Genomic DNA, 22496 nt, shown 5'->3' with positions numbered 1-22496 from the left:
GCGACCCCGAACCGAAGGCGGCGCATGAAAAAGCTCCGAATCCTTCGGGGCAGACTTCTTGTTTCGGCTGGATCGCCTAGCCATACTCAAGAGTCAACATGTTTCAACACAAAAGATGATCATCCGCCGGGGCCCGCCTCCCAGAGACCTTGCAGCAGCCCCCAGGTGTAGGACTTTCTCACCCAACCGATCGTCCTCTGGGACTCTTCACTCAGCGTCGTCGAGCAGAGGCCGGTCGTGCTCGGTCCAGCGTCTCGGAGGGCGTAGATCGTATTGACGGAATAGATTCCCTCGCGGCCGTCGGTGCGGGTGTGGCAACGGCTGCAAGTCTGCATGACGGCCTCTGCACGGGGAAGCTCGGCTTGTTCGAAGACGTCGCCGCCCCGCGTCTGGAAATCGAAGTACGAAGTCTCAGCCCCGCCAACGGGGCGGAGTCCCCCGTTCCGGCCTGCGAACAGATCCTCCCGACGCAGCGTGAACATGGACGGGATGCCTAGATCCTGCTTCTTGTAGACGCGAATTTGCAGGCTCTCGGTCAGCGGTGATTCGCGAAGCGCCCCCGAGCCGTCGATCAGCAGGGTTCGTCGGAGCAATGCCGTCTGAGCCCCCTCCGGTAGCTGGAGAATCTCGCCGTCTTGCATCTTCTTCAAGAAGGCCGCCGTCGCCTTTCGCCCTTCCGGCATGTGGAGAAGAACCACGAAAACGGATCGGCCCCTGGTAAACCGGGCGTGCTCTGGCGCGGCGGGCAAATCTTCGTTCGCGCGCGCAAGATTGCTGACGGGCACCCACGAGCCGTCGTCGGCAAGTAGATCGCGCGGCAGGAAAGTGCGGCCTTCCTCGTTCGGATCGAAGGCATCCGGGAAGGCGCCTGCCTTCACGGCTTGAGCCAGGTTGTCCGGCAAGGCGGCGACTTCTTCGGGCTTGAGGGCGACTCGGCGGATGATCTGCACCAATCGCCTTTGGAGCTGACGTCGACTGGTTCGCCGTTCCACCGTGGACGCTGCGTCGCCGGGGTCTTCGAACCGGTCCGTCGCCATGATCCGACCGGTATCGTCGATTCGATAGGCTCGCTGCGGATCTGGGACAGTGGCCGAGAAGACCGCCCAGAGGTCTCGCTGAAAGACCGCGCGTTTCAGCGGGTCTTTGATCCGCTCGTCGGCCTTTTCTTTCAGGAAGTCATCCAAGAAAGACACGGCGCGTTGGTAGGAAGGCCCCTCAGCCAGGAACCTGGAACCGGGCAAAAAGAGAGGTTCCAGGCTCTCCTGAGTGTACACCTCCCCATTCTGCGCGGTCCGAGAGTAGAGCAGGCGGTGGAGGCGATTCCAAGGGTGTCCGGGATCTCCGTCGTAGACCGTCCCCATGTCCTGACGATCGTCTTCGGCCTCTGGACGACCCGCTCGTACGGGAGGTTCGGAACCGGAAGACGGGTGATCAGCACTCCAACCGAGCAGGACCGCCAAAAGAGCAAGCACCAGCGGATACCGCATGGAACCATCCTCCGCCTCTGGCTGGTCATGGCTTGGAGTGACGGATTCGAGGCAAACCCTAGAAGCCGGAGAGCCGATCCAACGAGGCGCGATCACCTTGTCTCTCTCGTCTCCGCTCAGAACGTGATTCATCGTAGGGAGACGCGCTGGGGATGGCAACGGCATCATCGAGCCACACGGCTGCTTCGCTCGACCGCCTCGCTACGTCCAACAAGTGGAGTGAGGGCTCGACGGGCGAAGGACTTTGCGGCCCGACGCACGACATTCCCCGGTGAAACGAATCAGCACCTCTCGACTTTACGCCGCCATCATCCAGCAATTGATGCGTCTGGCTCCCTCGGACCAGAAGGAGCCGATGCGGCGGGCGCGATGGGCGTCGAAGATGAGGTCGAGGGTCTCGGCGAAGATCAGCCGCAAGGAAGTGGAGAACCTGCCGTCGGCGAATCGGTAGGGCTCGAAGCCCCGCGCCGACGTCCGGTTACGAGGTCGAGGGCGATGGCGTGGGGGCGGTGATCGTGGGTGGGTAGAGGTAGCCACCCGAGATGGTCAGGCCGCCGAAACTCCAGCCGTAGATCCGCTTGACGGTCGTCGACGGATAACGCTCGTAGCTCGCGAGCGCTTCTTGCGCGAGTGGGCTCTTCAGCGGGATCAACTTCACATGTAGCGGGTCGAGATAGAGACTCGGGCTTTCGTTGTACGCCCGCAAGACGTGGCCATACCCCTCGACAATGTTTGCATCCGTAACCCGATCAGAAGCCAGGTAGAGAAACCACTGCCCCTCGTAGGTGTCATAAAGCCAGAATGCGGCTTGAACGGGAAGTGTCTCATTCACGCTTTGGATGAGGGTGGTTCCCGCATTGATTTCGTCGCTTACCAGTTTTTTTTGATCCATGGGAGTACCCCGCTGTCCGAGTCGGTGATGGCGAGAAAGAGCCTTCTCGCTTTGTCCTCACTCAATTGCTCGTACCTCGCTTGTTCACTCCAGTCTTTCACAAACTGCCAATACCTGTAAAGACTGGGGTTTGCATCGCGTTGCGTCGTGTGAAGGTCTTCGTTCAGCAAGGCAAGCGTCACCAACCCGACGAGGCTGTGAGTGTAGGCGCGGTGGGTCCTGTCCTTGTCGGGGAAATCGTGCAGATTCGTTTGCTTGGCCACGCACGCCTTGAGCGCGCACTCGACGGCATACCCCGCCAGGTAGTAGGCGGCTGACCAGCGGCCGGCGTCGAGCAGCGCCTGCGCGTCGGCGATCCGGTCTTCCGCAAGTTGCTGTAGGTCAAGTCTGTTCATCAGGGCATGTCCCTCCGCCGATTCTTCAGGTATCACTTACACTTTATCGGCGGTCAGGGCGTCAGACTTTAGAGCGTCCGACAGAATCCTGCCCGACGAGACTCTCAGTGGAATCTCGCCGGGCGCGTTTGATGTCTGGTTCGCCACTCACGCCGCTGTCATCCAGCGCTTGATGCGTCCGACTTCCTCGGACCAGGAGGAGCCGATGCGGCGGGCGCGGTAGGCGTCGAAGAGGAGGTCGAGGGTCTCGGCGAAGTGGCGGAGGGCGTCGATGCGGGCGACCTTGCCCTCGTAGGGCTCGAGGCGTTCCTCGGGCTTGGGCAGGGCCGCGCCGGTGACGGCGAGGCTTTCGGCCTGGAGGGTCAGCTCGTACTGGGCGCCGTGGCGGACGATGATCAGCCCGGCCTTGCGCGGCAGCTTACCCGACTGAAGGGCACGGAACGCTTCGGGGAGGCGCGTGGGGGCGTCGTCGGTGAGGCTGTCGCGGCCGGTCTCGCCGCGTGGGCAATCGAGGGTCAACGTCTTGGCGAGCATCACGGCCGCTTCGGACCCGTCGGCCAACTGGACGGTGTCGCTGTCGTTCTGGAGCTGGTGCCAGAGCCAGACGAGGAACTCGTTGCCCAGGTGGTCGAGCATGTTGGGGGCGTTCTCGGCCCAGGCGACGGTCGAGAGGTGATCGCCGCTGTCGCCGCCGTAGAGGTTGAGCGAGCCTTCGCTGAACCGCTGGGCGGTCCGGTCGGCGTCGTCGCCCGACTCGTCGTAACCCATGGCCAGAGTGCCGGCGGTGATCGGCTCAAGCGGGCGGTCGAACGTCTCGCGGAACAGGCTCATCAGGCGTTCAAGGACGCTTGCGCTGGTGGCGCCGGCGTACAGGACGCCGTTCTGGCCGTCCCAGAGGACCGGGTAGTGGCTGTGGCGTCGGAACCGGCCGTCGGCGGCCTCGGATTCAGCCCGGGCGCGGGCGGCTTCCTTGGCTTCCTGGCGCTGGGCCTTGGTCGGATGGCCGCTGGCGTTCATGCCGGCGCGGGCGTCGAGTTCGATCTGGGTGTAGGCTCGTAGGAGCGTGCCGGGGATCTTGTCGGTGTCGATCCGGATCGCGGCGTGGAGGGCGTCGTTGATGAAGTTCTTGGCGAGGTCGAACGTCTGGTCGAGGACGTGTCCACCGCCGGCCCACCCGGTGCTGACGCCGTCGGTCGGGTCGGCCGGGGTGTGCTTGCCGATCGCGTGGCTCTCCAGCAGCCCGAGCATCTCCTCCGAGAAGGGGAGCGGGGACGGTCCGCCGACGCGGTAGCGGGTGAATGTGACTCGTCCGTTCAGGAAGCCCATCTGTCATCCTCCTCAAAGTCCGTCCGGGCGGACTGACGCCGATCTCCGTACCCTGGGCTCTGCCAGGTCCTAATGAGATCGACGCGGGAGGCTCGACTCTGAAGCCGGTCGACGGCGGTTTGGGCTTCGACTCTGCCACTCAGACCGGCTGGCGCCGGTCAGGTCAAGTTGACGAATTGGAGCGGGTACTTCGGCCCGTTCTCCTTGAGGTACGACATCACCTGCTGAAGCTCGTCGAGCTTTTTGCCGGTCACGCGGACCTTGTCGTCCATGATCTGGGCTTGAACCTTGAGTTTGAGCTGTTTGATGTCTTTGACGATTTTGCGGGCGTCGTCGCTGTCGATCCCGCTGTGCAGGGTGAGCGTCTCGCGAACGGTGTCGTGCGTGGCGTCCTCGACCGTGCCGCGGATCAGCGCGTTCACGGGGACGCCGCGCCTGGCCATCTTTTCCTTCAAGACCTCGATCACCGTCTCAAGCTGGCCCTTGTGATCGGCCTCGATCTTCAGCGTCGCATCCTTCTTGTTGAACTCGATCGAGGCTCTCGTCCCCTTGAAGTCGTACCGCACGGCGCACTCGTGCTGCGCCTGCACGACCGCGTTGTGCATCTCGCTGTGATTGATCTCGCTGACCGCGTCGAACGAATGATTGTCGGCCACTGGTGCGGAAGCTCCCGTCGAACTCGTCGTTATCAGATGTGGGGACCGTCGTCCCCCTCCACCGATACCACCCGCGCGCGTTTCCGGCAAGCCCAGCGCGGCGGCAAGTCGCATTCAGACGATCCCCAGCAGGCTGACGGCGATCATCACGGCCATTCCGAAAAGGAGCGGGAAGGCGACGTGGCGGATCAGCTCCGACGGCCGCTCGTCGGCGAGCCGCGAGCACATCGCGACCACCGCGGCGGCCGGGCTCATCGTCCTGCCGAAGTGGGCGCCGAGCGCCGCCAGCGTCCCCAGCCGAACCGGATCGAGGCCCAGGCCGTCGGCCGCCGGGACCAAGAAATCCATGATCGCCACGGCCGGCGCGATGCCGCTCCCCGAGACGACGCCGAGGCTCCAAGGGATCACCGTGGTGGCGACCACCGCGAGCGTCGGCCAGTTCGCCAGCGCCTGCACCATCAACTCGATCAGCCCGCTCTGACGGACCCCCTCGGCGAACGTCGACGCCGCCACGATCAGCGAGATCACGTGCGTGTAAGCGTAGCCCGCCCCCTCGAAGAACGAGGCCGCAAGCCCACGGATTGAGGCCGGCACGATCGCCCCGGCGAGCGCGACGCCGATCAGCATCGCCGCCAGGATCTTCGACGGCCCGACCACCGCCGCCAGCGGCGACGCCGCGCCCAGGGCCGCGTCGGCTGAAAGCAAGACGAGCGGGATCGTCGGGATCATCGCCTTGAAGATGCGGATCGGCTCGTCGATTGAGGCGGCCTCATCGCTCGGATCGTCGATCGGCGTCCGGCGACGGGTCAGGAACCAGAAGGCCAGCAAGGCCGAGCCGCAGGTGATAAAGTTGAGCGGGGCCTGCCGCGCGACGAGCTGGTGTCCGGTGAGGCCGGTCAGCTCGGAAAGCTTGCGCATCTCGACCGCGCCGGGGTTGAACAGCTCGCCGCCCATCGACGCGCCCAGCAGCAGCACCGCGCCCGACGTCGCCGCCCCAAGGCCCCCGGCGCGGAGCAGGGGGATCAAGATCGGCCCGAGCACCGCCGCCGTCCCGGCCTGGCTGACGATCGTCGTGTTGACCAGATAGCCCGCCAGGATTCCCCCGGGAACCAGCAGCCACGGCACCCACTTGAGAGGGCTCAACAACAGCCGCACCATCTCGCGGTCGCAGCCGGTGGTCTTGAGGACGTACGCGAAGCCCATCGCCGAGCCGATCGGCACGATCGTCGCGACGTTCGACATCTCGGCGGCCATCTTCGCGACCATCGCCGCCGTGCCCGACTTGGCGGCGAACAGCGGCAACGCGCCGAGCAACAGCACCAGGCGCACGTCCAGCCGCCGCGTGATCAAGACCATGACCACGACGAGATCGAGCAGGACCAGCCAGATATGTAAGTTCATGTGCGAGTTTCAGACGTTCTGATGGAAGCCCGAAGCGCCGGCGAGTGAATCCCCCGGCCGCCGCCGCCGCGTCCGGAGCGGGCCGGATCAATCATACACTCACCGGAGCGGCGTTAGAGCCACTTGGCGGCGAGGGCGTCGAAGAACGGCGAGAGGTCGACGTTGCCGCCGCTGAGGATGACGCCGACGCGCCCGCCGTCCAGGCCGAGCGTGCGGTTCAAGAGCGGGGCGACGACCACGGCGCTGGAGGGCTCGATCACGATCTTGAGCCGCTCCCAGACGAACCGGGCGGCGTTGATGATCTCGGCTTCCGAGGCCGTCACGATCTGGTCGACGTGCCGCGAGATCACGGCGAACGGGCGGTCGCCGAGCGTCGTCCGCAGGCCGTCGGCGATCGTCCGGGGATCGCCGGCCGACTCGATCCGGCCGCTTGCGAGCGACCGCCGAGCGTCGTCGGCCCGCTCAGGCTCGACGCCGATCACCCGGGTTCGCACCGACCGCTCGCGCGCGGCCAGCGCGGTCCCCGAGATCAACCCGCCGCCCCCCACCGGAGCGATCACGACGTCGAGCGGCCCCGCCTGGTCGAACAGTTCCCAGGCGACGGTCGCCTGGCCGGCGATCACGTTCCAGTCGTTGAACGGATGAACGAGCGTCAAGCCGTGAGCTTCGACCTCGGCGGTCACGGCGGCTTCACGCGCGGCCAGCGTCGGCTCGCAACTGATGATGGTCGCGCCGTAGCCGGCCGTCGCCTCGCGCTTGACCGCCGGCGCGGTGTGGGGCATCACGATCGTCACCGGCACGCCGAGCAGCTTGCCCGCGAGGGCCAGCGCCTGGCCGTGATTCCCCGACGAATGCGTGACCACGCCCGCGACCTTCTGGGCGTCTGTCAGTTGGAGGACCGCGTTCATCGCGCCGCGGAATTTGAATGCGCCGACGCGCTGGAAGTTCTCGCACTTGAGGAAGACGGAAGCCCCGGCTCGGTCGTCGAGCGTCTTCGAAGTCAGCACCGGCGTCTTGTGCGCCCAGGGCGCGAGGCGTTCCACGGCCTCGCGAATCTGGTCGCCGCCGACTTCGATCGGGGTTGAAGGCATCGGTGCGGCCTCTCAGTAAGCGTGTTGCTCGCCCGACTCTTCGGTCGGCGGAGGGGCGGCGGCCGTCGCGGTCTGGTGGAAGACGCGTTCGTCGGTCTCGGTCTGAATCCGGGCGAGCGCCTGCGACAGCGGCATGACGCCGAGGTCGCCGGCCAGGCGGTCGCGGTAGGCGACGGATTCGTTCTCGGCCTCCTTGGCCCCGACGACGAACATGACCGGAATCTTCTCGAGCTGGGCGTCGCGGATCTTGGCGCCGATCTTCTCCGGACGGTGGTCGAGCGAGGCGCGGAAACCGGCCTCGGTCAGCTTATTGAGCACCTTCTGCGCGTAGTCGGCCGCCTTGTCGGAGATCGGCAGGACGCGGACCTGCTCGGGCGCCAGCCAGAGCGGGAAGGCGCCGGCGAAGTGCTCGATCAGGATGCCCATGAACCGCTCCATGCTGCCGAACGGGGCGCGATGGATCATGACCGGGCGGTGCGGGTGGTTGTCGGCGCCGACGTATTCGAGGCCGAACCGCTCGGGCAGAACGTAGTCGAGCTGGACCGTGCCGAGCTGCCACTGCCGGCCGATGCAGTCGCGGACGATGAAGTCGGCCTTGGGGCCGTAAAAAGCCGCCTCGCCGGCCGCCTCGTCGTACGGCAACTTCATCTCGTCGAGCACCGAGCGGATGTCGTCCTCGGCGTTCCGCCAGACGTCCCCCTCGGCCCCCTTGTACTTGGGATCTTCGGGATCGTGCTTCGAGAGCCGGACGCGGTAGTCGGACAGCCCGAGCGAGCTGAGCACGAACTGGGTCAACTCCATCGTCGCGCGGAATTCGCCGCGAACTTGCTCGTGGGTGCAGAACAGGTGGGCGTCGTCCTGGGTGAACCCCCGGACGCGGGTCATGCCCGACAGTTCGCCCGACTGCTCGTAGCGGTAGACCGTGCCGAACTCCGCCAGCCGCAACGGCAGGTCGCGGTAGCTGCGCGGCTGCGCGGCGTAGATCTGGATGTGGTGCGGGCAGTTCATCGGCTTGAGCAGGTATTCCTCGAACTCGCAGGTCTGTTCGAGGTAGCCGATCCGCTCGGCGACGCTCATCTCGAAGAACGGCTTGGTGAACTTCGTCTCCGACGCGGGATCGGGCAGGCGCTCGGGGATGCCGGCCTTGCCGAGCAGCACGCGCTGGGCGGCGTCGTCGACGTTGCCGGCGATCAGGCCGTCGAGCAGCTCCTTCGCCGAGGCGTCGGCGGGCATCTTCAGGGTCGGGAACTGCGAATCCTTGTAATACGGATAGTGCCCGCTGGTCTTATAAAGCTCGATTTTGCCGATGTGCGGGGTGTAGACCGGAAAGTAGCCGCGCTTCATCAGCTCGGTCTTCATGAAATTTTCGAGGATGCCGCGGATGATCGCGCCCTTGGGCATCCATAGGATCAACCCCGGGCCGACAAGCGGCGAGATCGTGAACAGATTCAGTTCCTTGCCCAGCTTGCGGTGGTCGCGTTTGCGGGCCTCCTCGACCTGGGCGAGGTAGGCGTCGAGTTCCTTCTTGTCGAAGAACGCGGTGCCGTAGATGCGCTGAAGCATCGAGCGGTCGGTCTGGCCCTTCCAGTACGAGCCGGCGATCGAGAGCAGCTTGAACGCGCCGACCTTGCCGGCGTGGGGGATGTGCGGCCCCCGGCAGAGGTCGACGAACTCGCCCTGTCGGTAGAAGCTCAAAATCCCGTACTTGTGCAGCTCGTCGTCGATGTGCTCGACCTTGAGGGTCTGCCCCAGGTCGGCGACGAACGTACGGGCCTGATCGACCGGGAGCATGAACCGCTCGAACGGCTCGGCGTCCTTGGTGATCCGGGCCATCTCGGTCTCGATGGCGGGGAAGTCGTCTTCCGAGATGCTCCGGCCGTCGACCTCGACGTCGTAATAATAGCCGTTGGCGGTAGTTGGGCCGAAGGCCAGGCGGACGCCGGGGAACAGCCGCATGATCGCCCGCGCCATGATGTGGGCGGTCGAGTGCCGCAACACATCGAGCGCCTCGCGATCGCGCGAGGTCAGCAGCCGGAGCTCGACGGGATCGCCGTTCGACTCGCCATGCTCGATCGGCCGGTCCAGGTCGACGATCGCGCCGTTGGCGACTGCCGCCACCGCCGCTTCGGCCAGCCGCTTGCCGATGCCCGCCGCCACCTCGCGCGGGCTGGTTCCCTCGGGATATTCCTTGATCGAACCATCCGGCAGCTTGATCTGGAGCATCTTCGAACGCATCTCCGATGTCGTCGGACCGCTTTGAGATCCGGACGTTCCGCCATCCATTCCAAACCGACCAGAGTAACCCAACCGCCGCCCCACTGCCAATCCCGAGTGTCCGACGACCCAGACGCGGCCAAGGTGGTTTTCAGCGCGACGGCGAGCGCCCTCGGGTTATGCGTGGAGCGCGGGGGGAACGCGATTCCGGGGTTCCTCTTGAGAGGAAGCGCCGCCACCATGGCTGCTTCGCCTGAGGAGCGGCCGCCCGTGATTTTCCACCGACGCCCGTCTCCCAGCCGAAGTCGATTCCGACGAGATGGCCGGTGGGAGCGGCTCCGGAGGCCACGACATGGCCGATGATGGTCCTCCCGGTCGAGGAAGGGCGGCTCCTGCACGGAGGAAGAATCAGCCTCACAACCTCGCCGCTGTTCAGCGCCTGCGAGAGGGCCACGCGGACCCCTGTCTTCTTCAACTCCGTCAATTCGCCGGTCATCGGCTGGCCGCCGTTCAACTTGTAGACCAACACCTGACGCCGTCCCTGGCTCGATTGTCCTGCGATCATCGAGCACCTGCTTTGGGTGAGATCTCATACCCTTCAACCTGCTTCTGGTCGCGGCGCCACGCTGCGCCGACGCTCCTGCCCAAGACTAGGCCGTCATCGGGACGACGAACGCGGTTTGGAACCGGAAGTCGAGCCCCGACATCCCGGCGCGTCGCCGGAAATCAACGGAAGAGGGCGGGAATGGTCGCGGCTCGCAAGATGGACCGCATTTCCCCGCCGCCTCGCTCAGACGGTGGATTTCCGCCCCACGGCGCATCCGTCTCATGGAATGCGCTGCGAAATCGCCGCGGGAACCTGGCTTCGCGATGATCGCCGTCCCTCTGCGCCCTGGGGTCGCCTTACGCCGGAGGTCTCATCAAGGCGTGCGTGGACCGAGAGTCGAATAGGCAGGATGAGGGGAAATCATGAGGCCGATTCCGCCATGAATGGGCCTCGAACCCGCATTTTGGGCATTATCGCGACGGTTGGTATTCGGATTGCAATCCTATCGTTCCCTGTGGCGTGGGCAGTCTCGAAGCCCGGCCGGGTCGACCGCGCTCTGAACCGAGGCAGCCCGCCGCACGCAAGGTCTACGAAGAATTTCGCAACCCGATTTCAACATGTATGGAGATTTCTCATGCACTTCAGCAAGAGTGTCGTGATCGTGTCGATGATCGCCGTGGCTTTCCTGTCGAATGCGCGAGCCGACGACAAGAGGAAGGATCTTCCGGGTCCGATCGACAGCGTGAGCGACCTTCAAGACACGGCCAAACTAGCGTTCAAGCTGGCGGACAGCAACAACGACGGACTGATCTCTCAGAAGGAAGCGGTCGACGCCGGCAACCTGCTGGTTGGCGGCTTCTTCTTCCGGGCCGACGCCAATGGCGACGGCAAGGTCTCGAAGGAGGAAGCGGACCAGGCACGTGAAAACCTGTTCAACCAGCGCCCCCTGCTTCGCTTCGTGTTCCAGCGGACCGAGCAAGAGACTGCCCAACAGGGACAGAAGCCGAACATCGACCAGGCGCGTCAGAACATCATGAACGCCGTCGATTCGAACCACGACGGCAACCTTGACGCCACGGAGCTGAGACAGGCCGTTCAGACCGGCGTTCAGAGCCTGTTCCTGACCGCAGATCGCAACGGCGACGGTCAGCTCGATCCGTCCGAGTTGAACGGAGCGGTCGTCGAGGTCGGACGCGCCGGCCTTCAGGCTGCGTTCCAGACCGCCGACACCGACAAGAACGGCGCGGTGAGCCGCGAGGAATTCGACAAGGCCATCGTGAATCCGGCGAACGTCGTCTTCCGGGTGATCGACGCGAACAACGACGGTCAGATCACGAACGAGGAACTCCGCACCGGCGCCCAGCTTCTCGTGCGTGAACTGAAGAACCTCCAGGTGCCCGAACCAGCCAACTCGATCCCCAACCAGATCCGGAGCGCCGTCGAGAATACGCCGACCAACCAGCCAGCCCCGACCGCCGCCGCCCGTCCGCAGTGACGCGACAACGACGGCTGGACCGTTCCTTGGGCTTTCAAGAAACGAGTCGAAGAGTCCCGTCCGCAATGCGCGGGCGGGGCTCTCGAATGCGCGGGCGGGGCTCTCGAACTTTTTTCAACGACGCGGCGGCTCGCCGCGACTGCTCCGCGCCGCGTTCAAGAACGTCGACAGGATCTTGGACCCGCTGTCACCGGAGAACCCGGCGTGTTGAACGAGGAAAACGAAAACGCGGCCGCCGGCGGGGTCGATCGTCATGTTCGTCGCGTACGCGCCGCCGTGCCCGAACGATTCGCCGTCGATGGACCATCCCAGGCCGTAGTTCTCAGGCAGGGCGCCCGTTTGCTTCCGGGTCATCTCGGCGACGCTTTGCTCTGAGACCAGGCGCTTCCCCTCCCAGACGCCTCGATTGAGAATCATCCGACAGAAGCGGCCCATGTCCGAGGCCGTCGAGAACAACCCGCCCGCGGGCATGGGCTGCCGGCCGCGGTCGTCGAGCGGATACTTGAGCTGTGTGATCTTCAGGGGCTCGAGCTTGGGATCTCCGGACGCCGGCTTGTAGGATGTCGCCAGCCGCGCGAGCTGATCGGAGTTCGGCCAGAAGGTGGTGTCGCTCATCCCCAGGGGCCTCAGCAGTCGGGCGTCGAGGAAAGCTTCGTACGCCTGACCGCTCACGACCTCGATGATCCTGCCCGCCGTGTTGATCCCCGCGTTTGAATATCGATACCGACTTCCCGGCTCGAATTCGAGGGGAGCCGCGGCGTAACTTCGTGTCCTCTCGGCCAGGGTGAGGAGATCCAGGGTGGGCTTCTCGACGTCGGTCGAAAACGGGAGTCCGCTGGTGTGCGAGAGGATTTCGCGAACGGTGATCGGATGCGAGGGTTTCTTGAGGGTCGTACGGCCGTCGACGACTCCCGCCGCAAGCGATTGTCCCTGGAATTCCGAGAGGTAGCGTTCCACGGGGTCGTCGAGCCGCACCTTGCCTTCATCCACGAGCATCATGATCGCCGTGGCCGTGATCGGTTTGGACATCGAGGCGATCCAGAACACCGAGTCGGTCCGCATCGGTTTGCCGGCCGCTCGATCAGCCCACCCCACGGCTTGCAGCGACGACACGCCCTCGCGCGTCGCGACGAGCGTCGTCGCGCCGGCCAGTTCGCCCCGATCGACGTACGGCTGAAGGCTTGCAGCGGGCTCTCCGGGCGGCTCGGCGAAGCTCAATGGCGAAGCAAGGATCAAGAGCCAGAGCGGTCGCAAGACATGCTTCATCGCTAACATCCTCAACCGAAAGCCGCCCGCGCCCACACGGCTGAGACGTCTTTCGGATGGCGATTTCATCGCGGAGCGGCGAGCTTTTCTGAGAGTCGTTGGCCTTCGTCTTCCTCGGCGATAAAAGGCTCGCCTTGGAGAGTTACGGCGCGACAGCTCGGAGCCCACGCGCTATTGTGCGGGAGTCGGCTGATCAGAGCAATGGCCGCAAGGTCCGTCGGCTCGGCTCGACTTGATTTGCGCGAAGCTCTCCTGGTTCGAGCCGAGAAGCCGAAGGACGAGAGCCTGACGAGGGGAGCGGCCGCTTCAAGCGTCCGTCATCGAGTCGGCGAAATCGTGCACGTAGTACCCTTTGGTGACTATGTCGAAGAACTCGTCCGGGCAGGGTTCGTCGAAGACCATCCGGACCCCAAAATCCCCTTCTGGGGTCGGCACGACTTCAAGCACCGTGGCTTGCACGAAATCAGAGCAGGACGGATCGGCCAGCCTGATCCAGACGTCCTGGGACACGTCCGGCGCCACGGTCGTCCGGACCTTCGCGCCTCCCCGACTAATGTTTTCGAGCCGGGCGGCGGTCGTCGTGAATTCATCGTCGTCGACCCACCAGCCGGCCCAGATCCGCTCGTCGACGGCGGGCAGCCTCGGGGACGCGCGTCGTTCCAGGGAGACGTGGGGGCCTTGGGAACCTTGATTCGCGCGCCGGGCCGCTCGCTTCTCGTCGTGTTGCATTTTCAATGGACGAACCCTCCTCTGGAATGAACTCCAATCGCAGACCCCATCATCGCGTTCGAATGCGGAACAGTTCGGCGATCCAAACCAGTATGTCGGCCACGGCCGGGCTCGCGGACGGCCCGTTCTCGACGGCTTTCAATACAACGGTAGGTCGCCGAAATCGACGCGACGCGTAATACGTTTGGAAGGTGAGAACGCGACGTTGCCGATTCTCGACGCCTCGAACGGCCGGGGAGGCCGAAGGCCGGCGACGATCGGAGTCGTCGCCGGGCGCGCCGGCGGAGAATGGAAAGGCAGGAAGGGGAAGACCGGGAGATCGATCAGACCAATTGCAAGACTTCGAGCGCCGAGCGAAGGTCGCGATCGATGCCGAACAGGCGGTCGAGGTTCGAGGTGCGGAAGACCTGCTGAAGGACGGGTGACAGTTCGCAAAGCCGCATCTTGCCGTGGGATGCATCGACCCGGCGCTGGAGCAGGATGAGCTTGCTCAGGAGCGTGCTTGAGATCAGGCTGACGTCGGAGAAGTCGAGCACCATCTTGATGCGGCTGCCGTCGTTGGGCAGGCTGACCGCGATCTGTTCGGCGACCTCGCGTACGGTGCGTTCGTCGAAGAGTTGGCGGTCGTGGAAACGAACAACCTTGACTCCCTCGACCTCCGTGAGATTGATCCGGTCGGCTGGAGGCATGTTTCAGATCCTGATATGATCATTCGGGGTCGGATGCGGGTTTCTTGCGACGAAGCCGGCTCAACCCGCCCTGGACGGGACTGGCGGGCCGGGGACGGTCGGCGATGATTTCCGGGGCGTTTCCGGTTGCGGCCGGGTCCGCCTGCGGTCGGTTCGCCGCGGCGATCCCGGTGTTACGATCGGCGACGAACTCGAACAGGCGTTCGAGCTGGCTGGCCCGGAAGACCTCCGCCACGGTGGGATCGACTTTGCAGAAGACCAGTCGCCCCCCGTGCTGACGGGCGGTGCGGTGCAACGCCACGAAGTTCCCCAACGCGGCCGACCCGGCGAAGCCTATGCCCTCCAGATCGATGACGATCTCCGGTCGTCCTCCGGCTTTCACGTGTTCTTCGTAACGATTGCGCAGCTCTTGCACTGGGGCCGGGTCCAGACGCAGACAGTCCCAGAACTCCGCGACCAAGAGCCCGTCCACATTATGAATTTGGACCGAAGGTTTCAACATCGATCACCTGTGCATGGGGGACGGGAGCCTCAGCGCGTTCCGCCGTAGCGCGACCGGCCGAACCTGAGTCCGTCGATCGATGGGAACCGCTCGAATTTCCCGCGTCTCAAACTTGCTTTGAGGAGGCGCAGCGCGAAGATCCAGCAATGCCTAGCCGACACATCCTACCCGCGGCCGCCCCTCCCCACCAGGCGCGACCGTCGCAGTAGCGTCGGGTAAAGCCCGAACAACCCTCGCGGCGGGAGCCTACGTCGAATCGAACGTCCTTTTTGGTTCCTGGAACTCGCCCGGGGGACCGATCTTCTTTTTCGAAGGATCTGGGACTCCGAAAATCGTTCGACTCACGGTTGGTGCACGCGATCGCGGTCGGTTTCGACGCGCAAACCGGTGAGAGCGACGGCGAACTGAAGCTCGTCCCCCCTTGGCTCGATGAGTACAATGTGGGCTGGCTCGGATGCCTCGGATTTCCTAGCATGCATGACGTTAGGTCGCGGCGGTCGAACCCAGCCGGTTCGATCCGGGCCGGTGTGCGGGTGCCGCACGAAAAAGGGAGTCGTTCCGATGCGCTGGATGATGCTCAACGGTTGCTGTCTGATCATCCTCGCGGGCTCCGGCGCCGGGGCGGTCGGACAGGAGTTCGACTGGCTGGCCTCGGCCCTCCCCGAGCGCGCCCACGACTTCGGCACGGTCGCTCGCGGCTCTCAGCTCCGTTATTCGTTTCCACTGGTCAACCGCTCCGACCAGGAAATCCGGATCAACAACTGGCGAGCCAAGTGCGGTTGCACGAACGTGAACGTCGGCGCGAAGGTCATCCCGCCCGGCACGCAGACGACCATTGAGGTGACGGTCGACACCACGAAGTTCAGCGGTCCCAAGCCGTCGGGCCTGACGTTGATCTTCGAACGGCCGACGTTCGTCGAGGTCGACCTCAACACGAGCTGTTACATCCGCAGCGACATCGTGACCAATCCCGGGCTGGTCGATTTCGGGATCTTCCGTCGGACCGACAAGATGCCGTCGGCCACGCTTACGGTGACCTACGCCGGCGGGCGTCCCGACTGGGACGTGGTTAAAATGAAGACGCGTTCGGCGAACGTGGTAGCCAAGGGCGAGCCCGTCCGGACGGTCGACGGCCAGGTCAACTTCACGCTCACGGCGACGCTCGATCCCAGCGTCCCCAACGGCTACTTCAAGGACGAGATCACGCTGATCACCAACGACGAGACCACCCCGGCGATCCCGATCGCCGTCGTCGCCAATATCCAGAGCGCGGTGGCGTTGACTCCTTCGATCGTCAACTTCGGCCAGGTGCGGCCCGGTGAGAGCGTGTCCAAGACCGTCCTGGTGCGATCGTCGGAGGCGTTCAGCATCACCAATCTCTCTACGAGCCAGGACGAGCTGAAGTCGGCCGACCAGACGACCGGCGCGAAGCCAGTGCACCAGGTCAAGTTGACGCTCAAGGCCCCCACGCAGGCGGGGCCGTTCCACTCGACGCTGACGGTCAAGACCGACATCCCGGACGAGCCCGCCGCCATCCTCAAGACGTTCGCCACGGTCGGGCCGTGACCACTCGGACTCACAGGCTGTCGCTGGCCGTCGCCGACGTGAGCTGGTACACCACGGAAAATCTGTTCCGCGAACTCGACGATCCAGACGTCTCGCTGCTGGCGATGCGATGCATGGACTACGTCAACGGCTGGCGAAAAGGGGTCTTCCCCTGGTCGCCGTCGTGCCGGCAGAGGCGCGAAGGCCCGCGCCTCTGGACCCGCGACCTGACGCTCCCCCCAGGCTGGATGAAGCGTTATCCGAGCCTGGGGATGCGGCCGATCGCCAGAGCGGTGCGCCAATTCTGGAGGCTCGACGGCGGGTCGCGACGCGGGCTGGTGATGACCTACCCTCATTATCTTCACCTCGCGAACCAGCTCGCCCCCGAGGTCTCGCTCTATTACAACCTCGACGATTACACGCTCTACTGGCCGGGCCGGGCGGACGAGATTCGCGACCTGGAGCGGCGGCTGGTCGCGAAGTCGAACGCCACGGTCTGCGTTTCGAGACTTCGAGCCGAGGAGCTGCGGGCTGCGGTCCCCGAGGCCTCCGAACGGATTCATCACATCCCGCATGGGACTCCGCGTCCCTTTCTCGCCGATCAACCACTTGATCGCCCGGCCGATCCGCCGGCCGATATCAGCCACCTGCCTCGCCCGTTGCTCGGCTACGTCGGGACGCTCGAAGATCGGCTGGACTGGGAACTGCTCGACCGGCTGAGCGTGGAGTTCCCTAACGCCTCGATCGTGATCGTGGGACGAACGCCCGATGCCAGCCAAACCTCTTGGTACGAGAAGTGTTCTCGTTTACTGGCGCGTCCCAACGTGCATGCGATCGGCTGGCGTCCGCAGGCCGAGCTTCCGCGCTATTACCAGGCCTTTGACCTGATCTTGATCCCCTACCTGATCGACCATCCGTTCAACCGGTCGTGCTCGCCGACCAAGATCATGGACGGGATGGGTTCGAGTCGGCCGATCGTGGCCACGTCGATTCCCGAATGCCAGCTCTACGACGAGCTGTTCGACGTCGCCGCGACCCGCGAGGCGTTCGTCGGGGCCGTGGATGCGACGTTGAGACAGGGCTCCGATGACGGCCGGGCCGCCGCCCGGCACGCCTGGGCTCGCGCACACTCCTGCGCGGCGGTCGCCGCCGGCGTGCTCGCGACGCTGAACCTCGACGCTGCGGAGCGTCGGTCGTCGTGAAACCGCGAGAAACCTCGCCGTCGGCCGAAAACCCGTGGCGTCGCGCGGCTTGTGACGCTAGATTCGTTTCGAGATGATGGCCGCGAGCCAGCAGCCGGTGGGAACGTCCGCGAGCGAAGGAGTTACTCGATGAGCTTTGGTCTGCGTGTGCGCCTGTCGATCATGATGTTCCTCCAGTATTTCGTGTGGGGCATCTGGCTGCCGATGCTCGCCCAGCAACTGGGGCCGAACAGTCTGAATCTCGACGGTCGCGAGATCGGCTGGGTCTTCACCGTCTACGGGTTCGGCTCGATCCTCGGTCCGTTCATCCTGGGACAGCTCGCCGACCGCTACTTCTCGACCGAACGCGTCCTAGCCGTCGCACACTTCGTGGGAGGACTGCTGCTGATCTCGGCGGCTTACGTCTCGACGTTCTGGCCGATCTTCTGGATCCTGTTCTTCTATTGCAGCCTGTACATGCCCACGATGGGGCTGACGAACTCGATCTCGTTCCGCAGCCTCGGCGAATCGAACCAGAATTACTTCCCGGCGATCCGGTTCTGGGGCACGGTCGGCTGGATCGCCGCCGGCCTGTTCTTCGGCGCCTATCTGGACTATCAGAATCTGACGTTCTACCAGTCGATCTTCGACCTCGTGGGGCAGCACGGCGCGTTCGAGAGCTTTTTGTCGACCTGGCGAGCCTCGGCCGTCCCCCTGCTGAAGCAGGTCTTCGAGCTGCCGTTCGTCGGCGAGCCGCACTATCGCGACTGCCTGCGGGTGTCGGGCTTCTTCTCGCTGCTCTACGCGATCTATTGCCTGACGCTCCCGCACACGCCGCCGGTCCCGGCCAAGGACACCGACCCGATCGACAAGCGGTCGGCGGTGATCGAGTGCCTGGAACTGATGCGGTTCCGGTCGTTCGCCGTGCTGACCGTCGTGGCCGGCCTGGTGGGGATCATGCTGGCCTTCTACTTCGCCTGTGAGAATTACTTCCTTGAGGCGATCGGCGTCGATCCCACGCAGACGGGCGCTTACATGACGATCGGCCAGATCGCCGAAGGCGTCGTCATGCTCTTGATCCCGCTCGCGGTGACGAAGCTCGGGTACAAGACGACGATGCTCATCGGCGCAGGGGCCTGGGCGGTCCGGTTCGGGCTCTCGGCGCTCGGTTATCCGTTCTGGCTGATGATCACGACGCTCGCCCTGCACGGGTTCGCGTTCGGCTTCTTCTTCGTCGTCGCTCAGATGTTCGTCGATCGCGCCGCGAGCAAGGACATCAAGGCGTCGGCCCAGGGCCTGTTGATCTTCCTCGTATACGGACTCGGAACGGTGGTCGGCAGCATCCTCACCGGCTACGTCCGCCGCTACTTCACGCAGGTGGTCGACGGCGTCACGGTAGAGAACTGGCAGGGGATCTGGATGGGCCCGTTCCTGCTGACTCTGTTCTGCATGCTGATCTTCGCTTTGCTGTTTAAGGAAGAACAGATCGGCGAGATCCGCGAAGAGTCCGGTCTCAAACCGGAACTCGCTCCGGCCGTGCATTGAGGCCGAAGACGACGTCGGCGACGGCCGTTCCCAAGACCAGGCGCCTCCTCGACACCGAGGACGGCGCCTGTCGTCGCATCGAAAGGACACCGTTCGCCGTGTCGTTATGGTCGCATGTGTTTCAGCGGCTCGTCATCGTCGCGGCGGCGCCGGGAGTCTTCTCGTTCGCCCTCGCCCTCGCCCAGACTCCGACGCCGATCGACGAGATCAGCCAGCATCTCGCCGGTATGAAGAAGCAGATCAACGACGTATCGGTCGGCGTCGCGCAGCGCGAGATCCTGGCGATCGAGACGGCCGGGACGCTCGATCGCGCGGCGCAGGCCGAGACCCGCATCGACGCCAAGCAGGCGAATTGGGACGAGGCGGTCGGTCTCCTCGACGGGTTCCGCGAGAAGAATCCCGACCAGCCGCGGGTGAAGGAATTCCAGCTTCAGGCGGCGGTGTATCGCTGGGCGCAGGCGCGAGCCTGGCACGACCAGCATGCGCTCTTCCCCGCCGACCCCGCGATCCGCGCGCACGAGGTCTCGGCCCTGGACGACGCGATCGCCAGGCTTCGGGCCGTGGTGAGCGACGAGCCCGGCGTACTTCCCGACAACATCCGGTTCCGCCTCGCCTGGGCCCTCGCCGATCGGGCGGACCTTGAGGACGCCAAGGCGCCGACGCGACTCGCGCGCGACGAGGAGGCGCTCAAACTGCTGGAGAAGCCCCCCACGGAGCCACGGCTTGCGGGCTATCACGGGCTGATCAAGGCCGAGTTGCTCCGACGTTCGGGAAAGCTCCCGGAAGCCGCCGCCCTGATCACCGAAGCGTCCAAGATCGATCCGCCCCCTCCTGAAGCCGAGGTCCTCGACGTCTCCGTCCGCGTGCTCACCGACGCGAGGAAATTCACCGAGGCGAAGTCCGTGGTGAACGCCTCGAAGCTGCCCCCAGCCGCCAAGGCCTTGACTCTGGCTCGAATCGCCCTGACCGAAGCGCGGGCGCCGGGCGACGGCGGTCGAGCCGCGGCGGAGAAGGAACTGCTCCAACAGGTTCGGGCGCTTCGGATCTTGAAGGCGCCCGAGACGCGGATCGCCCTGGCCGAATGGGCCGAGTCGGGCGTCGAGCCCGACGACCTAGTCGACCCGGAGGCCTGGGACGCGCTCGCGGAAGGGACCGAGATCCGGGGCGACTCCGTCAAGGCGGCCGGTTTCGAGGAGAGAGCCGCGGCGCGAGCCGAGAAGAACGGCGGCGACGAGGCCGCGGCCGGCTACCGGCTACGCGGCGCGGGGTTCTTGTTCCAGGCGGGAAAGTACGAAGAAGCCGACGCCCTGCTCGCAAAGGTGGTCGGCGCCCCCCACGCCGGCGCGTCGAGACCCAAAGCCGGACTGCTCCAGTGCCTGGCGCGCGGTCGAGCGCTGGCGGCCGGCGCGCCGGGGGTCACGTCGCAAGCGTACGCCGAGGCCCTCGATCGCCAGATCCGCGAGTTCCCGGACGATCCGACGGCGATCGAAGCCCGCTGGCTGCTCGGCAACGTCGAGCAAGCGCGCGGCGATCGTGAGAAAGCCAAGAAGCTCTGGACGGCGATCCCCCCTACGGCCGCGCGCTGGATCGACGCGCGGCTGGCTCTGGCCGACGCCATGCGTCGGCACATCGAAACGCAATTCGCTACGGCCGACGACGACGCGCTCGCCCCGGAGTTCGCCGTCGCCTCGAAATTCCTGACCGACAGTCAGGAGGCGGCCCGATCGCGCGCCGAGTCCGACCAGGTGGAATTACTGCTTCGCGAAGCTCGTCTCGAACTGGTTCCCAAGCTCGGAAAGCCCCGGCAGGCTCGCGACTTCCTTGATCGCTGCAACGGAATGAACCTGACGACGTCGCAGCGCTATCGAGCCCGCCTCGGGCGGACGATCGCCCTGGCCGCGCTCGGACGATACGTCGAGGCCGAGCGCGAAGCGCAGCAGCACCCGACCTGGGCTGATCCGGCGTCGCGCCCGGACTTCCTCGACGCGATCCGGCTCCTCGACCTGTGCGCCTCGAACTCTCCGACCGATCTCCAGCAGCGCCGGTTCGGCCTGGTCGTCCGCCTGCTCGTCCAGCCCTTGTTGAAGGAGGGCGAGGAATCGGCCCTCGACGCAGACCAGCGATCCGAGCTGACGTTCCGCCTGGCGCGGGCCTTGCTCTTTCAGGGCGACCCCCGCGGCGCCCAGGAGACGCTGCGGGGCTGGAGCCTGCCACGTCGCGCGGCCGACGACCGCCTGCTTCGCGACCTGGCCGACCTGTACTCCCGGCTCGAAGTTTATGAATTGGCGATCGACGTCAACCGCCTGCGCCTCCGCAACCTCGCCGCGGGCTCGCCGTCGTGGTTCGACGCGCGGTACAACCTGGCGCTGACTTACTACCGACTCGGCCGGCGCAAGGAGGCGCTGCAATTGATTGAAGGTACGTCGATTCTGCACCCCGACCTCGGCGGCGGCTCGCTCCAGGAGAAATTCATCCGCCTCCGTCAGCGTCTGAGCACGGCGCAGTGAGGCCGAACGCCTCGCGAAGCGCCGCGGCGATCTCCTCGATCGCAGCCCGACCCTGATCGAAGAACGGATAGCGGCGCAGGAATCCGTGAATCATTCCGTCGTACCGCGACAGCGTGACGGGAACCCCCGCTTCCGCCAGCCTTCGCGCGTAGGCTTCGCCCTCGTCGCGAAGCACGTCGTAGCCGGCCGTGATTACGAGCGCGGGGGGCAGCTTCGACAGGTCGTCGGTTCGGTTCGGCGAGACGTACGGCCGGCGTCGGTCTTCGAGGTTCGGGGCGTACTGATCCCAGTACCAGAGCATCTCGGAGCGGGTCAGAAAACAGCCTTCCGCGAACTCCCGGTACGAGCCGGCGTCGGGATCGAAATCGGTGATCGGATAGGCGAGCGCCTGGAATGCGACGGCCGGGCCGCCTCGATCGCGCGCCATGAGGGTCGCGACGGTCGCCAGGTTCCCGCCGGCGCTGTCGCCGCAGACGGCGATTCGCGACGGGTCGCCGCCGATCTCCGCCGCGTGGGCCGAGAGCCAGACGAGGGCTGCGTAGGCGTCGTCGGCGGCGGCGGGAAACGGATGCTCGGGCGCGAGCCTGTAGTCGACAACCGCTACGATCGACTTCGAGGCGTTCGCAATCGACCGGCAAACGTTTTCATGAGAGTCGAGGTTGCCGAGCACCCAACCGCCGCCGTGGAAGAAGACGACGATCGGCATCGGCCCCGACCCCGCTCCTTCCGGCGTGATCACGCGAATCGCAAGGTCTCCGCCCGGCCCGGCGATCGTCCGATCCTCGACCCGGTGGACGCGCGGCGGCTTGCCCAGAAAGCGCGTCGACAGATTCACCTGGGCGCGGGCCTGTTCGACGGTCTGCTCTGAAACCGACGGCAATCCCGCCCCGGCCAGGCGTCTCAAGAAGTCCTGCGCCTGGGGGTCGAGCGGCATGGAACGATCTCTCACGAGGATCGGATCGAGGCGGTCGAAAAACGCGGTTGCGGAGTGTACCCCAGATCGACGGCGATTTTCCATTCACGACCGT

20 protein-coding genes are annotated in these 22496 nt (G+C 65.2%); 7 read left to right on the top strand and 13 right to left on the bottom strand.

Translation table 11 applies throughout. From position 1 onward, the window contains the following. Positions 1–119: 119 nt before the first annotated feature. Positions 120–1184: a hypothetical protein gene (locus BSF38_RS05490; protein ID WP_145951982.1), complete on the bottom strand. Its 1065-nt coding sequence runs from the start codon at positions 1182–1184 to the stop codon at positions 120–122. Between the two features lie 574 nt (positions 1185–1758). Here BSF38_RS05490 and BSF38_RS30570 point away from each other — a divergent pair. Further along, positions 1759–1938, top strand: a complete 180-nt coding sequence (locus tag BSF38_RS30570; protein WP_145951981.1) for a hypothetical protein — start codon at positions 1759–1761, stop codon at positions 1936–1938. A 27-nt stretch (positions 1939–1965) separates the two neighbouring features. Here the strand turns inward: BSF38_RS30570 and BSF38_RS30565 are convergent, their stop codons facing one another. The 7 genes from BSF38_RS30565 to thrS form a co-directional block, all read right to left on the bottom strand. Then, the gene (locus tag BSF38_RS30565) at positions 1966–2379 is read right to left on the bottom strand and encodes a hypothetical protein (protein ID WP_145951980.1); all 414 of its coding nucleotides are present in this window, start codon (positions 2377–2379) and stop codon (positions 1966–1968) included. Then, on the bottom strand, positions 2358–2774 hold the full coding sequence (locus tag BSF38_RS05480) for a HEPN domain-containing protein (protein ID WP_076343813.1): 417 nt from the start codon (positions 2772–2774) through the stop codon (positions 2358–2360). The genes BSF38_RS30565 and BSF38_RS05480 overlap by 22 nt, the downstream gene beginning before the upstream one ends. Positions 2775–2921: 147 nt before the next feature. Next, positions 2922–4100, bottom strand: coding sequence for a hypothetical protein (locus tag BSF38_RS05475; protein WP_076343812.1), 1179 nt, complete (start codon positions 4098–4100; stop codon positions 2922–2924). A gap of 158 nt (positions 4101–4258) precedes the next feature. Next, on the bottom strand, positions 4259–4756 hold the full coding sequence (locus BSF38_RS05470; protein WP_076343811.1) for a YajQ family cyclic di-GMP-binding protein: 498 nt from the start codon (positions 4754–4756) through the stop codon (positions 4259–4261). 114 nt (positions 4757–4870) lie between these two features. Further along, positions 4871–6157, bottom strand: coding sequence for a C4-dicarboxylate transporter DcuC (gene dcuC / locus BSF38_RS05465; RefSeq protein WP_076343810.1), 1287 nt, complete (start codon positions 6155–6157; stop codon positions 4871–4873). Between the two features lie 113 nt (positions 6158–6270). Then, positions 6271–7248, bottom strand: coding sequence for a pyridoxal-phosphate dependent enzyme (locus BSF38_RS05460; protein ID WP_076343809.1), 978 nt, complete (start codon positions 7246–7248; stop codon positions 6271–6273). Positions 7249–7260: 12 nt separating this feature from the next. Continuing rightward, positions 7261–9483, bottom strand: coding sequence for a threonine--tRNA ligase (gene thrS / locus BSF38_RS05455; RefSeq protein WP_237170749.1), 2223 nt, complete (start codon positions 9481–9483; stop codon positions 7261–7263). A gap of 338 nt (positions 9484–9821) precedes the next feature. On the opposite strand from thrS, the gene BSF38_RS31220 reads away from it, so the two are divergent. Continuing rightward, the gene (locus tag BSF38_RS31220) at positions 9822–9983 is read left to right on the top strand and encodes a hypothetical protein (RefSeq protein WP_168189315.1); all 162 of its coding nucleotides are present in this window, start codon (positions 9822–9824) and stop codon (positions 9981–9983) included. A 660-nt stretch (positions 9984–10643) separates the two neighbouring features. Then, entirely contained in the window at positions 10644–11504 is an 861-nt protein-coding gene (locus BSF38_RS05450; RefSeq protein ID WP_076343808.1) for an EF-hand domain-containing protein, read from the top strand. Positions 11505–11618: 114 nt separating this feature from the next. Here BSF38_RS05450 and BSF38_RS05445 read toward each other — a convergent pair whose 3' ends face one another. From BSF38_RS05445 to BSF38_RS05430, 4 genes are all read right to left on the bottom strand, one after another. Beyond that, positions 11619–12770 carry a serine hydrolase domain-containing protein gene (locus BSF38_RS05445; protein ID WP_083712713.1) on the bottom strand — a complete coding sequence of 384 codons (1152 nt, stop codon included), beginning with the start codon at positions 12768–12770 and terminating at the stop codon, positions 11619–11621. Between the two features lie 306 nt (positions 12771–13076). Next, complete coding sequence (locus BSF38_RS05440) at positions 13077–13499, bottom strand: PilZ domain-containing protein (RefSeq protein ID WP_076343806.1); 423 nt, start codon at positions 13497–13499, stop codon at positions 13077–13079. 323 nt (positions 13500–13822) lie between these two features. Then, positions 13823–14188 carry an STAS domain-containing protein gene (locus BSF38_RS05435; RefSeq protein ID WP_076343805.1) on the bottom strand — a complete coding sequence of 122 codons (366 nt, stop codon included), beginning with the start codon at positions 14186–14188 and terminating at the stop codon, positions 13823–13825. Positions 14189–14207: 19 nt separating this feature from the next. Continuing rightward, on the bottom strand, positions 14208–14690 hold the full coding sequence (locus BSF38_RS05430) for an STAS domain-containing protein (protein ID WP_083712712.1): 483 nt from the start codon (positions 14688–14690) through the stop codon (positions 14208–14210). A gap of 561 nt (positions 14691–15251) precedes the next feature. Between BSF38_RS05430 and BSF38_RS05425 the strand changes: the two genes are divergently transcribed. From BSF38_RS05425 to BSF38_RS05410, 4 genes are all read left to right on the top strand, one after another. Beyond that, on the top strand, positions 15252–16256 hold the full coding sequence (locus BSF38_RS05425) for a DUF1573 domain-containing protein (RefSeq protein WP_168189314.1): 1005 nt from the start codon (positions 15252–15254) through the stop codon (positions 16254–16256). Further along, complete coding sequence (locus BSF38_RS05420; protein ID WP_076343804.1) at positions 16253–17437, top strand: glycosyltransferase; 1185 nt, start codon at positions 16253–16255, stop codon at positions 17435–17437. Before BSF38_RS05425 ends, BSF38_RS05420 begins: the two co-directional genes overlap by 4 nt. 129 nt (positions 17438–17566) lie before the next feature. Further along, positions 17567–18961, top strand: a complete 1395-nt coding sequence (locus tag BSF38_RS05415) for an MFS transporter (protein ID WP_083712711.1) — start codon at positions 17567–17569, stop codon at positions 18959–18961. A 98-nt stretch (positions 18962–19059) separates the two neighbouring features. Then, a complete protein-coding gene (locus tag BSF38_RS05410) occupies positions 19060–21468 on the top strand; it encodes a tetratricopeptide repeat protein (protein ID WP_145951978.1) in 2409 nt (802 codons plus the stop codon). On the opposite strand, the gene BSF38_RS05405 is transcribed toward BSF38_RS05410, so the two are convergent. Further along, entirely contained in the window at positions 21431–22402 is a 972-nt protein-coding gene (locus tag BSF38_RS05405; protein WP_076343801.1) for an alpha/beta hydrolase, read from the bottom strand. The genes BSF38_RS05410 and BSF38_RS05405 overlap by 38 nt on opposite strands. Between the last annotated feature and the right edge of the window lie 94 nt (positions 22403–22496).

The sequence above is a fragment of the Paludisphaera borealis genome (assembly GCF_001956985.1).
Lineage (GTDB): Bacteria > Planctomycetota > Planctomycetia > Isosphaerales > Isosphaeraceae > Paludisphaera > Paludisphaera borealis.
This window is presented reverse-complemented; position numbering and strand designations above follow the sequence as displayed.